The sequence below is a fragment of the Streptomyces sp. DSM 40868 genome (assembly GCF_011820545.1).
GTDB classification, from domain to species: domain Bacteria; phylum Actinomycetota; class Actinomycetes; order Streptomycetales; family Streptomycetaceae; genus Streptomyces; species Streptomyces eurythermus.
Map to the genome: position 1 here is coordinate 5,789,491 of NZ_CP050504.1, position 13,080 is coordinate 5,802,570.

The 13,080-nt window shown below is 71.3% G+C and carries 11 protein-coding genes and 2 tRNA genes; 7 read left to right on the forward strand and 6 right to left on the reverse strand.

All coding sequences use genetic code 11. The features are described 5' to 3' along the window. Window positions 1-29 precede the first annotated feature (29 nt). Window positions 30-1,127 carry a PDZ domain-containing protein gene (locus HB370_RS26450; protein WP_030787807.1) on the forward strand — a complete coding sequence of 366 codons (1,098 nt, stop codon included), beginning with the start codon at window positions 30-32 and terminating at the stop codon, window positions 1,125-1,127. Window positions 1,128-1,256: 129 nt separating this feature from the next. On the opposite strand, the gene HB370_RS26455 is transcribed toward HB370_RS26450, so the two are convergent. Then, a complete protein-coding gene (locus tag HB370_RS26455) occupies window positions 1,257-1,799 on the reverse strand; it encodes a PPA1309 family protein (RefSeq protein ID WP_030787803.1) in 543 nt (180 codons plus the stop codon). A 164-nt stretch (window positions 1,800-1,963) separates the two neighbouring features. Between HB370_RS26455 and HB370_RS26460 the strand changes: the two genes are divergently transcribed. The 4 genes from HB370_RS26460 to HB370_RS26475 all read left to right on the forward strand — a co-directional run bounded on the left by HB370_RS26460 (window position 1,964) and on the right by HB370_RS26475 (window position 7,181). After that, entirely contained in the window at window positions 1,964-4,885 is a 2,922-nt protein-coding gene (locus tag HB370_RS26460; protein ID WP_208974533.1) for a UPF0182 family protein, read from the forward strand. A 43-nt stretch (window positions 4,886-4,928) separates the two neighbouring features. Next, window positions 4,929-5,002, forward strand: a tRNA-Met gene (locus HB370_RS26465). Window positions 5,003-5,212: 210 nt separating this feature from the next. Next, window positions 5,213-7,039 (forward strand): SEL1-like repeat protein, encoded by a 1,827-nt coding sequence (locus HB370_RS26470; protein WP_030787798.1) that lies wholly within the window; start codon window positions 5,213-5,215, stop codon window positions 7,037-7,039. A 68-nt stretch (window positions 7,040-7,107) separates the two neighbouring features. After that, a tRNA-Met gene (locus HB370_RS26475) sits at window positions 7,108-7,181 on the forward strand. Window positions 7,182-7,350: 169 nt separating this feature from the next. On the opposite strand, the gene HB370_RS26480 is transcribed toward HB370_RS26475, so the two are convergent. Further along, window positions 7,351-7,767, reverse strand: coding sequence for a Fur family transcriptional regulator (locus tag HB370_RS26480; protein WP_030787796.1), 417 nt, complete (start codon window positions 7,765-7,767; stop codon window positions 7,351-7,353). A gap of 145 nt (window positions 7,768-7,912) precedes the next feature. On the opposite strand from HB370_RS26480, the gene HB370_RS26485 reads away from it, so the two are divergent. Beyond that, window positions 7,913-9,364 (forward strand): catalase, encoded by a 1,452-nt coding sequence (locus HB370_RS26485; protein ID WP_030787795.1) that lies wholly within the window; start codon window positions 7,913-7,915, stop codon window positions 9,362-9,364. A gap of 123 nt (window positions 9,365-9,487) precedes the next feature. On the opposite strand, the gene HB370_RS26490 is transcribed toward HB370_RS26485, so the two are convergent. Next, entirely contained in the window at window positions 9,488-9,883 is a 396-nt protein-coding gene (locus tag HB370_RS26490) for a CBS domain-containing protein (RefSeq protein WP_030787793.1), read from the reverse strand. Between the two features lie 143 nt (window positions 9,884-10,026). Further along, window positions 10,027-10,827, reverse strand: a complete 801-nt coding sequence (gene hisN, locus HB370_RS26495; protein ID WP_030787791.1) for a histidinol-phosphatase — start codon at window positions 10,825-10,827, stop codon at window positions 10,027-10,029. Window positions 10,828-11,042: 215 nt separating this feature from the next. Here hisN and HB370_RS26500 point away from each other — a divergent pair, with 215 nt between their 5' ends. After that, window positions 11,043-11,699 (forward strand): TetR/AcrR family transcriptional regulator, encoded by a 657-nt coding sequence (locus HB370_RS26500; protein ID WP_051816010.1) that lies wholly within the window; start codon window positions 11,043-11,045, stop codon window positions 11,697-11,699. Here the strand turns inward: HB370_RS26500 and HB370_RS26505 are convergent. Further along, window positions 11,653-11,976, reverse strand: a complete 324-nt coding sequence (locus HB370_RS26505; protein WP_030787784.1) for a multidrug efflux SMR transporter — start codon at window positions 11,974-11,976, stop codon at window positions 11,653-11,655. The genes HB370_RS26500 and HB370_RS26505 overlap by 47 nt on opposite strands. A gap of 85 nt (window positions 11,977-12,061) precedes the next feature. Beyond that, entirely contained in the window at window positions 12,062-13,072 is a 1,011-nt protein-coding gene (gene rsgA / locus HB370_RS26510; RefSeq protein WP_030787782.1) for a ribosome small subunit-dependent GTPase A, read from the reverse strand. Between the last annotated feature and the right edge of the window lie 8 nt (window positions 13,073-13,080).

The following is a 13,080-nucleotide window of genomic DNA, read 5'->3' on the forward strand; positions in this document are numbered from 1 at the left end:
CCGACAGCGTCGTCCCGTACTGTCGAGGCATGCCACGCCGCACCGTGACGATGCTCGCCTCGACCTTGATGCTGATCGCGCTCCTGTGCGCGGGAGTGCTCATCCCCGTGCCGTACGCGGAGATGTCCCCCGGCCCGACCGTGAACACGCTCGGGAAGCACGACGGCGAGCCGGTGCTGCAGATCTCCGGGCACAAGACGTACCCGGCCGACGGCCATCTGAACATGACCACCGTCCGGGTCACCGGCGCCGACTACCGGATGAACCTCGTCGAGGCCGTCTACGGCTGGCTGGCCCACGACAGCAAGATCGTCCCGCACGACACGCTCTACCCGGACGGCAAGACGGAGGAGCAGTCCAGCCAGGAGAACGCCGAGGAGTTCAGCCAGTCCCAGGAGAGCGCCAAGGTCGCCGCCCTGAAGGAGCTGCACATCCCGGTGAAGTCCTGGGTGATCGTCTCCACGGTCGTCAAGGGCTCCCCGGCCGAGGGCCGGCTGCACGCGGGCGATGTGATCAAGGCCGTCGACGGCACGGCGGTCAAGCAGCCGGCCGACGTCGCCAAGCTGGTGACGAAGCACAAGCCGGGTCAGGACGTCGTCTTCACGATCGTCCCCGCCAAGGACCAGGCGGCCGCCGAGAAGGCCCGCAAGGAGGCGACCGGCACGCGGAACGTCACGATCACGACCCGGGCCGCCGACGACGGCGGTGCCAAGCGGGCGATCGTCGGCATCTCCGCCGGGACCGACCACACCTTCCCGTTCGACATCGACATCAAGCTCGCCGATGTCGGAGGGCCCAGCGCCGGCCTGATGTTCGCGCTCGGCATCTACGACAAGCTCACCCCGGGCAGCCTCACCGGCGGCACGTTCGTCGCGGGCACCGGCACCATCGACGACAACGGCACGGTCGGCCCGATCGGCGGCATCGAGATGAAGACCGTCGGCGCGCGGGACAAGGGCGCCCGGTACTTCCTCACCCCGGCCGACAACTGCGCGGCGGCGGCCAAGGACACCCCGGACGGGCTCACCCTGGTCAAGGTCAAGACCATCGGCGACGCGCTCGACGCCCTCGAGGACATCCGCGGCGGGGACATCGCCGCCCTGCCGAAGTGCACCGCCAAGGGCTGAGCGGCCGTGCCCCGGCCGGGGGCGCCCCAGGGACGGGGCACCCCCGGCGCCGCTGTACCGCGGCGCAGCACCAAGGAGCCGCATCGCCGCATCAAGGCGTCCTGCCGAGGCGCGTCCGTGGTGGACGGATCAGTCCGCGAACGTCGCCGCCAGCGCGTCCGCCAGGCCCGGCACCAGGTCGGGGCCGGTCAGGACCTCCGTCGGGGTGTCCTTCTCGCGCAGCCGCAGCGCCGACTCGCGGCTGCCGTCACGCAGCACGGCCACCGTCATGCGGACCTCCTGGCGCTCGGGGTGCCGGGCGACCCACTCGGCCAGCCGGGCCTCGTCCAGGTCGGAGGGCACCTGGGCCTCGGCGGACGGCGGCAGCATCAGCCGCTCCACGGTGAGGGCGCAGCCGGTGACCGCGTCGGGCCAGGCGATGGTGGCGAGGAACTCGTCCAGCGGCTTGCCGGACGGGACCTCGTCCTGCTCGATCGGGGTGAGACCGGCGGTCTCGGACTCGTCCTCGAGGCCCAGCTGAGCCGCGAGCGAAGGTTCCTGAGCCCGCAGCCGTGCGGTGTCTACAAGGGCGAAAAGGCGAGCGGGCTGGTCCCAGCCGAGGCCGGAGACGTACTCGTCGATCTCGAGTACGGCCCGGGTGAGCGGGCTCGCCGCCATGGGAGTGTTGGACATGGTCACAATCCTGCCTCGTTCCCGGCCGGAATCGGGAACCGAGTAAACGGTGAGTAAGTTGCATAGGTGTGGGCCCGCGGACACGGGGGGCCACGGTGGGCCCGCGAACCCGAGGGCCTGACGGAACGACAGCGAACTTCGAGGGGCGCACCTTGGCTTTCCAGATGCCGGACCGCGGCGGAGGCCCGACGGGGCCACGGATCAGGGCGGGCCGCCCCTCCCGGAAGGTGCGGGCCCTGCTCGTGACCCTGGGGGTCCTCGCCGCCCTGGGCATGGTGTTCACCATGTTCGCGGGCTTCTGGACGGACTGGCTCTGGTACCGGTCGGTGCACTACTCGTCCGTGTTCACCACCACGCTGTCCACGAAGATCGGGCTGTTCTTCGTCTTCGGCCTGCTGATGGCGGCCGCGGTCGGCCTGAACATCTGGCTCGCGCACCGGCTGCGGCCCCCGCTCAGCGCCATGTCCATGGAGCAGCAGAGCCTGGACCGCTACCGCATGGGCATCGCGCCGTACAAGAAGTGGCTGCTGCTCGTCGTCACCTGCCTGGTCGGGCTGATCGCGGGCGCCTCGGCGGCGGGCCAGTGGCGGACCTGGCTGATGTGGGTGAACGGCGTGCCCTTCCACCAGAAGGACCCGCAGTTCCACCTCGACGTCGCCTTCTACGCCTTCGACCTGCCCTGGTACCGGTTCCTGCTGGGCTTCGGCTTCGCCGCCACCATCCTGTGCCTGATCGCGGCCGCGCTCACCCACTACCTGTACGGCGGGCTGCGCGTCACCAGCCCGGGCGCCCGGGCCACCGCCGCCGCGACCGGTCACCTGTCGGTGCTGCTCGGCGTCTTCGTCGCCCTGAAGGCGGTCGCCTACTGGCTCGACCGGTACGGCCTCGCGGTCAAGTCCAGCGACTTCAAGGCCACCGACAACTGGACCGGCCTGCGCTATGTCGACGCCAACGCCTATCTGCCGGCCAAGACCATCCTGTTCTGCATCGCCGTCATCTGCGCGCTGCTGTTCTTCGCCACGCTGTGGCGGCGCACCTGGCAGCTGCCCGTCATCGGCTTCGGCCTGATGGTGCTCTCGGCGATCCTGATCGGCGGCCTGTACCCGGCCATCGTGCAGAAGTTCCAGGTGCAGCCGAACGAGCAGGCCAAGGAGGCGCCGTACGTCCAGAAGAACCTGAAGGCCACCCGCGAGGCGTACGGCATCGACGACACCGAGGTCACCGGGTACGAGGGCGAGTCCAAGACCAAGGACAAGAGCACGCTGCGCGGTGCCGTCGACGACGCGGCGAGCTTCCGGGTGATCGACCCGAACATCGTCTCCCCGACGTTCCAGCAGCGTCAGGAGATGAAGGACTACTACGGCTTCCCGGACAACCTGGACGTCGACCGGTACCCCGGCAAGGACGGCAAGGAACAGGACACCGTCATCGGGCTGCGCGAGCTGGACCTGGCCGGCGTCCCGAAGCACAACTGGATCAACGACCACTTCCGCTACACGCACGGTTTCGGCGTGGTCGCCGCAAAGGGCACCGAGGCCAAGGGCGGCGAGCCGGTGTTCACCGAGTACGACCTGCCGTCCAAGGGCGACCTCGGCGACTACGAGCAGCGGATCTACTACGGCGAGAAGACCACCACCTACTCGATCGTCGGCGGTCCCCAGGAGGAGATCGACTACTCCGACAACGACGGTGAGAAGCCGACCAGGTACCGGGGCGGCAGCGGCGTCAACCTCGACAACCCGGTCAACCGGGCCGCGTACGCGCTGACCCTCAACGAGCCGCAGATCCTGTACTCGGGCGCGATCGGCAAGGGTTCGCGGATCCTGTACAACCGCACCCCCAAGGAGCGCGTGGAGGCGGTCGCCCCCTGGCTGACCATCGACGGCGACGCGTACCCGGCGGTCGTCGGCGGCCGCATCCAGTGGATCGTCGACGCCTACACGACCACCAACGGCTACCCGTACGCCTCCCGTACGACCCTGGGCGATACGACGGCCGACTCGCTGACCGCGACGAACAACTCCCGCGCGGTGGTGGCCCAGCAGAACCAGGTCAACTACATCCGCAACTCGGTGAAGGCGACGGTCGACGCCTACACCGGTGAGGTCGAGCTGTACCAGTGGGACACCCGGGACCCGGTGCTGAAGACCTGGATGAAGGCATTCCCGGACACGGTGCAGCCGAGGAGCGCGATCTCCGACGACCTGATGGACCATCTGCGGTATCCGCAGGACCTGTTCAAGGTGCAGCGCGAACTGCTCACCCGCTACCACGTGACGGACGCCGAGACCTACCTGACCGCCAGCGAGGTGTGGCAGGTGCCCAACGACCCGACCAACAAGTCGGGCGACGCGGTGCCGCCGTACTACCTGAGCATGAAGATGCCGGGCCAGAAGCAGCAGGCGTTCTCCCTGTCGACGACGTTCACGCCCACCGGGCGGGACAACCTGGCCGCGTTCATGACCGTGGACGCGGAGGCCGGCAGCAAGGACTACGGCAAGATCCGGATTCTGAAACTGCCGACCAGGACGACGGTCGACGGCCCCAAACAGGTGCAGAGCGCGTTCAACTCGGACGAGAGGATCGCCTCCACGATCAAGCTCCTGAGGGGCGGCGACTCCGACATCGAGTACGGCAACCTGCTGACCGTGCCGCTGGACGGCGGACTGCTCTACGTGGAGCCCGTCTACGTCCGCGGCGGCGGACTCAAGCTGCCGCTGCTGCGCAAGGTTCTCGTCACCTACGGGAGCGACACCGCGTTCGAGAACACCCTCGACGAGGCGCTCGACAAGATCTTCGGCGCCAAGAGTCCGGCCACCAAGCCGCCGGGGAACGGCACCGGCATCCCGCCCGGCACCAGCGACCCGACGGTCCGGCAGGCGCTCCAGGACGCCCAGAAGGCCTTCGACGCCGGGCAGCGGGCGCTCCAGGACGGTCCGGACTGGGCCGCGTACGCCAAGGCGCAGAAGCAACTCCAGGAGGCGCTGAAGCAGGCGGAGGAGGCCCAGTCCAAGGCTGACGAGAAGGCTGGCGAGAAGACCGGCGAGAAGTCCGACGAGAAGGCCGGCGAGAAAAAGAAGAGCTGATCAGGATGCCCCCCCGCGCCGTGGTACGGTTGACACGCAACGGCGCGGGGTGGAGCAGCTCGGTAGCTCGCTGGGCTCATAACCCAGAGGTCGCAGGTTCAAATCCTGTCCCCGCTACTGCATCGAAGGCCCGGATCCGGGAAAAGGGATCCGGGCCTTCGTGGTGTGCGAACTCATGTGCCGAGGGGAGGGACGGCCGCGCCGCCGTGGGGAGTTGGGGGGTGTGTGTTTGACTTGTCACTCTGTGGGCATGTCGACAAAACGCCGAAGTGACCTCACGGGCTGCTGCGGTATACCGGGTGTACCCAGGTTGCAGGTGGTGCGACGATGGACGTTATGGGGGAGAAGGCAACTCTGTTCGAGTCAGGGCGATTTGCGCAGTCTTCCGGTACGGAGTCGGCCCGCGACGAGTTGGTGGACATGGGGGAGGCCGCCGAGGAGACGCGTCTCGCGCTCGCCGCGCAGAGCGGGGACGCCGAGGCGGCCAGTGTCCTCGGGGCGATGCTGCTGCGCCGCGGCGAGCTGGACGCGGCCGAACCCCATCTGCGCGCCGCCACCGCGGCCGGTGACCGGGCCGCCGCCAACAACCTGGGCGTCCTGCTGCACCAGCGCGGTTATCCCGAGGAGGCGGCCGGCTGGTGGCGGATCGCCGCCGTGGCCGGCTCCGCCGCCGCGGCGCACGCCCTCGGCCGCTACCACCGCGAGCGCGGGGACGAGCCGGCCGCCGAGTACTGGCTGCGCCAGTCCGCCGAGCAGGGCCATGTCCTCGGCGCCTACGCCCTCGCCGACCTGCTGGAGCACCGCGGCGACGTCGGCGCCGAGCACTGGATGCGCTCCGCCGCCGAGCGCGGGCACCGCGAGGCCGCCTACCGGCTGGCCCGGGCGCTCGACCGCGCCGCCGGGCACGGGGAGGAGTGGCCCGGGGAGGGGAACGGCCCGGACCACGGCGCCGCGGAGGCCGAGCAGTGGTACCGGCAGGCCGCCGCGCGCGGGCACCGGAAGGCCGCGCTCCAGCTCGGGGCGATCCTGGAGCGGCGCGGCGAGCTGAAGGAGGCCGGGCGCTGGTACCTGACCTCCGCCAAGGACGGCGAGCCGCGGGCCGCCTGTGCCCTCGGCTTCCTGCTGCGCGACGCCGGTGACACCGAGAGCGCCGCCGTGTGGTGGCTGCGCGCCGCCCAGGAGGGCGACGGCAACGCGGCCAACGCGCTGGGCGCGCTGCACGCCGAGCGCGGCGAGACCCAGACCGCCGAGCGCTGGTACCGGGCCGCGCTGGACGCCGGTGACGACAACGGCGCCTACAACCTCGGGCTGCTCTGTGCCGAGCAGGGCCGCACCGCGCAGGCCGAACAGTGGTACCGGCGGGCCGCCTACGCCGGGCACCGGGAAGCCGCGAACGCGCTGGCCATCCTGCTGCTCCAGGGCGGCGACACGACCGGGGCCGAGCCGTGGTTCTCCAAGGCCGCCGAGGCCGGAAGCGTGGACGCCGCGTTCAACCTCGGCATCCTCTACGCCGGACGCGGCGAGGAGCGGATGGCGCTGCGCTGGTACGAGCGGGCGGCCGCCGCCGGGCACGCCGAGGCCGCCCTCCAGGTCGGGATCGCCCGGCTGCGCGAGGGCGACGAGCGGGAGGCCGAACGCCATCTGCGCTGCGCCGCGGGGGGCGGCAGCGCGGAGGGCGCATACCGGCTGGCCACCCTGCTCGACGCGCGCCGGCCCCCCGAGCCCGCGCACGAACTGGGCGAGATCGTGCACGAGAAGACCGAGTGCGAGGAGTGGTACGAGCGGGCCGCCACCCAGGGGCACCGGCGGGCGCAGGTCCGGGTCGGGATGCTGGCCGCCGCCCGGGGGGACGTGGTCGAGGCGGCGCGGTGGTACCGGACGGCGGCCGAGGCCGGCTCCCGCAACGGCGCCTTCAACCTCGGGCTGCTGCTCGCCCGGGAGGGCAGCGAGCCGGAGGCGGCGGTGTGGTGGGCCCGGGCCGCCGACGCCGGTCACGGGCGGGCCGCCCTGCGGCTGGCCCTGGTCTACGCGCGTCGCGGTGAGCTGGCGGAGGGGCAGCGCTGGGCCGACCGCGCGGTGGAGCTGGGTCCGGCGGAGGTGGCGGAGCGGGCGGGCCGGCTGCGGGACGCGCTGCGCGAGGAGCTGTCGGCGTGACCCCGGCCACTTGGCCGCCAAGGGATTTGCATCCCGGCTCAACAGTCACGTAGTGTCTTATTCATCGACGCGGGGTGGAGCAGCTCGGTAGCTCGCTGGGCTCATAACCCAGAGGTCGCAGGTTCAAATCCTGTCCCCGCTACTGAAGGCCGAGGGCCGGAATCCAGAAATGGGTTCCGGCCCTCGGCCGTTGCGGCGTCCGCTCGGCCCGGGCGGCGAAGGTGAAGGTCCGGACAACGGCAACGGGCAGCAAAAAAAGGGGGCTTCCGCCCCCTTCTGCCGCGTGTCACGCGATCGATGTGCCGCTCAGGTCACGCGCCGGCGCAGTCCGGGCACAGTCCCCGGTAGGTCACCTCGACGTCCGACACCGTGAAGCCGAAGCGCTCGGCGTCGGGGAGGTCGGCGAGCGGGTTGCCGGTGGGGTGGACGTCGCGGATCGCGCCGCAGCGGGCGCACACCAGGTGGTGGTGCGGCCGGTGCGCGTTCGGGTCGTACCGCTTGGCGCGCTTGTCCGTCGTGACTTCCAGCACCTCGCCGAGCGAGACCAGCTCGCCCAGGGTGTTGTAGACGGTCGCCCGGGAGATCTCGGGCAGCTTCGCGACGGCGCGCGCGTGGACCTCGTCGGCGGTCAGATGGACGTGCTCGCCGTTCAGGACCTCGGCCACCACGCGCCGCTGCGCGGTCATCCGCCATCCGCGTCCACGCAGCCGTTCCAGAAGGTCGCTCATGACCACCAGCCTAACAGGAAGGATCCCCAGATCGGGAATAGGTGTGACTTTGGATCATCACTTGACTTAGACAAAGTCCATTGTAGGATCGGTAACGGCTTTGGCCACAGGACAGGACGAGTCAGTGATGACGCAGGAGGCGCACGTGACGCAGGGACCGCTCACCACGGAGGCCGGGGCTCCGGTCGCCGACAACCAGAACAGCGAGACGGCGGGCGTCGGCGGGCCGGTCCTCGTCCAGGACCAGCTGCTGCTGGAGAAGCTGGCCCACTTCAACCGGGAGCGGATCCCGGAGCGGGTCGTGCACGCCCGCGGTGCGGGTGCCTACGGCACCTTCACGGTGACCGCGGACGTCACCCCGTACACGCGTGCCGCCTTCCTCTCCGAGGTCGGCAAGCAGACCGAGGTCTTCCTGCGGTTCTCGACCGTGGCCGGCAACCTCGGCGCGGCGGACGCCGTGCGTGACCCGCGGGGCTTCGCGGTGAAGTTCTACACCGAGGAGGGCAACTACGACCTCGTCGGCAACAACACCCCGGTCTTCTTCATCCGGGACGCGATCAAGTTCCCGGACTTCATCCACACCCAGAAGCGCGACCCGTACACCGGCAGCCAGGAAGCCGACAACGTGTGGGACTTCTGGTCGCTGTCGCCGGAGTCCACGCACCAGGTGACCTGGCTGTTCGGCGACCGCGGCATCCCGGCGTCGTACCGGCACATGGACGGCTTCGGCTCGCACACCTTCCAGTGGAACAACGAGGCCGGCGAGGTCTTCTGGGTCAAGTACCACTTCAAGACCGACCAGGGGATCAAGAACCTCACCGCCGAGGAGGCGGAGATCCTCGCGGGCAAGGACCCCGACTCCCACCAGCGCGACCTGCGCGAGGCGATCGAGCGCGGGGAGTTCCCGAGCTGGACCGTGGGCGTGCAGATCATGCCGGCGGCCGACGCGGCGACCTACCGCTTCAACCCGTTCGACCTGACCAAGGTGTGGCCGCACGCGGACTACCCGGTCATCGAGATCGGCAAGCTGGAGCTGAACCGCAACCCGCGCAACATCTTCGCCGAGGTCGAGCAGTCGATCTTCTCCCCGGCGCACTTCGTGCCCGGCATCGGCCCCTCGCCCGACAAGATGCTCCAGGGCCGGCTGTTCGCCTACGGCGACGCGCACCGCTACCGCGTCGGCATCAACGCCGACCACCTGCCGGTCAACCGCCCGCACGCCACCGAGGCGCGCACCAACTCCCGTGACGGCTTCCTCTACGACGGCCGGCACGGCGGGGAGAAGAACTACGAGCCGAACAGCTTCGGCGGGCCGCAGCAGACCGGCCGCGCGCTGTGGCAGCCGTTCGACGTCAGCGGCGGCACGGGCAACCACCCGACGCCGGTCCACGCCGAGGACAACGACTTCGTCCAGGCGGGCAACCTCTACCGGCTGATGACCGAGGCGGAGAAGGAGCGGCTGGTCGCCAACCTGGCCGGCTTCATCGCCAAGGTCACGCGCCAGGACATCGTCGAGCGCGCGATCGGCAACTTCCGCAACGCCGACGCCGACTTCGGCAAGCGGCTGGAGGCCGCGGTGCAGGAGCTGCGCGGCTGAGCCGGCCGCTCCCGCGGCTGGACGGGCCGGACCCACGGTGCTCTGGGTCCGGCCCGTTCGTGCGTTCAGGACGTGTGGGCGGGCCGCCGGGGCCGGAACCCGGCGGGCCGCCCGTTCGCGCGTTCAGGAGACGGGGGCGGGCCGCTGGGCCGGGACCCAGCGGCGGACGATGTCGCGGACCGAGACGATCCCGGCCACCTCCCCGCGGTCGAGCACGACCAGGTGCCGGAAGCCGCCGTGCGCCATGGCGCGGGCCGCCTCCTCCAGGGTCCAGGTCGGGGCGGCGAAGACGATGTCGGTGGTGGTGTGGGCGTGCAGGGGCTCGGCGTCCGGGTTCTGGCCGAGGCCGACGGAGTCGAGGATGTCGCGTTCGGTGAGGATGCCGATGCCGCCGGCGTCCGGGTCGAGGACCACGGCGGCGCCGACGCGGCGGGACGACATCAGGGTGGCTGCCTGGCGGAGGGTGTGGGCGGGGCCGAGGGTGAGGATCACCGTGCTCATGGCGTCACGGACGAGCATGAAGGGGCCACCTCCTGGGAATCCCGTGGAACCCCGGGATTCACTTGTTCACAAGTGGGGTGGGCCCAGGGTGACAGGCAAAGGAAGGGTCAACAAGGGGGCGCGCGCCGCTCGTCGGCGGCGCGCGCGGGGCAGGCCGGCGCTCAGCGGCGCGGGCCGAGGTACCCGAGCAGCTCGTCGTGCAGCAGGCCGTTGGACGCCGCCGCGTCGCCGCTGTGCGGGCCCGGGCGGCCGTCGAGGCCGGTGAAGGTGCCGCCCGCCTCGGTCACGATGATCGCGTTGGCGGCCATGTCCCACAGGGACAGCTCCGGTTCGGCGCAGAAGTCCACGGCACCCTCCGCGACCATCATGTACGGCCAGAAGTCGCCGTACGCGCGCGTGCGCCACACCTGACGGGTCAGGTCCAGGAAGCCGTCCAGGCGGCCCCGCTCCTCCCAGCCGGAGAGCGAGGAGTAGGCGAAGGAGGCGTCCGCGAGCCTGCCGACGCGGGAGACGTGGATCGGGGTGCCGGCGGCCAGGTCGCGCCCGCTGAAGGCGCCGTGGCCCTTCGCCGCCCACCAGCGGCGGCCCAGGGCGGGGGCGGAGACGACGCCGACGACCGGCTGGTAGCCGTCCTCCGCCTCCTCCATCAGCGCGATGAGGGTGGCCCACACCGGGACGCCGCGGACGTAGTTCTTCGTGCCGTCGATCGGGTCGACCACCCAGCGGCGCGGGCCGGTGCCCTCGACGCCGTACTCCTCGCCGAGGACGGCGTCCTCGGGGCGGGCGCGCTGCAGATGGCCGCGGATCAGTTCTTCCGCCGCCTTGTCCGCTTCGCTCACCGGCGTCATGTCCGGCTTGGTCTCCACCTTCAGGTCGAGGGCCTGGAAGCGGGCCGTGGTGGCGGCGTCGGCCGCGTCCGCGAGGGCGTGGGCGAGGCGCAGGTCGTCGAGGTAGTCGGGCATGTGACGAACGGTATCCGCCGGGCTCGGCGCGGGGCCACAGGGGGCGGCGGGCGGCGGGGTGCGGTCGGGGCGGTACGGCCGCCCCCGGCCCGTGGACCGGCGGTCACCACCCCCGTACTTCACCGCACGCCCCCCACACCCCCCGCGAACCCTTGACAGTGCATACAAGCCCGTCAAATCTGGGCGCTAAGTCACTGTGGCCCAGGGAGGCGCGGATGCCTGCTGCCCGGGAATCGTTGTTGGACGCCGCCTACGCGGCGCTCGCGCGCCGGCCGTGGCCCGCGGTGCGGATGGTCGACGTGGCCGCGCGGGCCGGGGTGTCCCGGCAGACCCTGTACAACGAGTTCGGCAGCAAGGACGGCCTGGCGCGGGCGCTGGTGCGGCGGGAGGCCGACGGCTACCTCGCCGGGGTCGAGCGGGCCCTCGCCGGGCCCGCCGAGGTCTGCGACCGGCTCACCGCGGCCGCCGAGTGGACGGCCGCCGCGGCCCGGGACAACGTGCTGGTGCGGGCCCTGCTCACCGGCTGCTGGACCGAACGGCTGCCGAGCCCGCCGCTCACCGCCGCGCACTCCACCGCCACGGTCCCCGCCCAGCGCCGGGCGGACGGGCCGCTGCCGGCACCCCGCGACTTCGTACGGATCGTCCGTGACCGCGCGGCGAGCGCGCTGGCCGCTCCCGGCACCGCCCCGGCCGAACTGCTGCTCTCCTGCGAACTGGTCGTCCGCCTCGCCCTGTCCTGTGTGGCGGCCCCGCCGGGGGAGGGCGGCATCGCGGAGCTGGTGCGGGCCGTGCTCCCGCGCCACCTGACCGGACCGGCGCGGCCCTCTAGTGCGCCGACCCCGACAGCTGGAGCCCGATCACCCCGACGATGACCAGGCTGATGGAGACGATCTTCAAGGTGGACACCAGATCGCCGAGGAAGACCATGCCGTAGATCGCGGTGCCGGCCGCGCCGATCCCGGTCCACACGGCGTACGCCGGGCCGACGTCCAGCTTCTTCAGGGACAGGGTCAGCAGACCGAAGCTGCCCAGCGCGAACGACGCGAACGCGATCGTCGGCCACAGGCGTGTGAACCCGTGTGAGAGTTTCAGGCACACGGCGAAACCGGTCTCCAATATCCCGGCCACTATGACCAGCAGCCACGCCATGTGCTGTCCTCCCGTTGGATCCGGATCTCCGGCTCGGTGTGATTATGCACTCACCGCATTGATGCTCGGGCAAACAACGCGGGACTCAGTCGCCTTCCCGCCGCTCCCGCGTGGCCAGCAGCCGGCGCAGGGAGTACAGCCGCGCCGGGTCGGCGTGCCCGTCCGCCACCCACGCGTCCAGCGCGCAGTCCGGCTCGTCGTGGCTGCACGCGCGCGGGCAGCCCGCGGTGCCGGATTCGAGGTCCGGGAAGGCGTGGATCACCCGGGACGGGTCGATGTGGGCGAGCCCGAAGGACCGGACGCCCGGGGTGTCGATCACCCAGCCGTCCGCACCGGCCAGCGGCAGCGCGAGCGCGGAGGTGGTGGTGTGCCGGCCCCGGCCCGTCACCGCGTTGACCAGTCCGGTCGTCCGCCGGCGCTCCTCGGGCACCAGCGCGTTGACCAGGGTGGTCTTGCCGACGCCGGAGTGCCCCACGAACGCCGTGATCTTGCCGTTCAGGTGGGTGCGCACCCGGTCCGCCGCGTCGCCGTTCTCCAGTTCCTCCCGGCTGGTGACGACGTAGGGGATGTCCAGGTCGCCGTACAGCTCCAGCAGCTTGTCCGGCGGGGCGAGGTCCGACTTGGTCAGCACCAGCAGCGGCTCCAGGCCGCCGTCGTAGGCCGCGACCAGACAGCGGTCGACGAGGCGGGGCCGGGGCTCGGGGTCGGCCAGGGCGGTGACGATGGCCAGCTGGTCGGCGTTGGCGACGACCACGCGCTCGTAGGGGTCGTCGTCGTCGGCCGTGCGCCGCAGCACCGACGAGCGCTCCTCGATGCGGACGATCCGGGCGAGGGTGTCCTTCTTGCCGGACAGGTCCCCGACCAGGGCCACCCGGTCGCCCACGACGGCCGCCTTGCGGCCCAGCTCGCGGGCCTTCATCGCCAGCACGGGCCGGTCGTCCACCAGGCAGGTCAGCCGGCCCCGGTCGACGGTGAGGACCATGCCCTCGGCGGCGTCCTCGTGCTTGGGCCGGATGTTGGTGCGCGGCCGGTTGCCCTTGCGGTTGGGGCGGCTGCGGATGTCGTCCTCGTCGGTGTGCTTGCCGTAGCGGCGCATGGCGTACG

What these genes read in the sequence shown, in the direction of transcription:
- HB370_RS26455 (WP_030787803.1), bottom strand. Translation starts at nt 1,799, where the DNA reads ATGTCCAACACTCCCATGGCGGCGAGCCCGCTCACCCGGGCCGTACTC.
- hisN (WP_030787791.1), bottom strand. Translation starts at nt 10,827, where the DNA reads ATGCCCGACTACCTCGACGACCTGCGCCTCGCCCACGCCCTCGCGGAC.
- HB370_RS26450 (WP_030787807.1), top strand. Translation starts at nt 30, where the DNA reads ATGCCACGCCGCACCGTGACGATGCTCGCCTCGACCTTGATGCTGATC.
- HB370_RS26500 (WP_051816010.1), top strand. Translation starts at nt 11,043, where the DNA reads ATGCCTGCTGCCCGGGAATCGTTGTTGGACGCCGCCTACGCGGCGCTC.
- HB370_RS26490 (WP_030787793.1), bottom strand. Translation starts at nt 9,883, where the DNA reads ATGCTCGTCCGTGACGCCATGAGCACGGTGATCCTCACCCTCGGCCCC.
- HB370_RS26505 (WP_030787784.1), bottom strand. Translation starts at nt 11,976, where the DNA reads ATGGCGTGGCTGCTGGTCATAGTGGCCGGGATATTGGAGACCGGTTTC.
- rsgA (WP_030787782.1), bottom strand. Translation starts at nt 13,072, where the DNA reads ATGCGCCGCTACGGCAAGCACACCGACGAGGACGACATCCGCAGCCGC.
- HB370_RS26480 (WP_030787796.1), bottom strand. Translation starts at nt 7,767, where the DNA reads ATGAGCGACCTTCTGGAACGGCTGCGTGGACGCGGATGGCGGATGACC.
- HB370_RS26460 (WP_208974533.1), top strand. Translation starts at nt 1,964, where the DNA reads ATGCCGGACCGCGGCGGAGGCCCGACGGGGCCACGGATCAGGGCGGGC.
- HB370_RS26470 (WP_030787798.1), top strand. Translation starts at nt 5,213, where the DNA reads ATGGACGTTATGGGGGAGAAGGCAACTCTGTTCGAGTCAGGGCGATTT.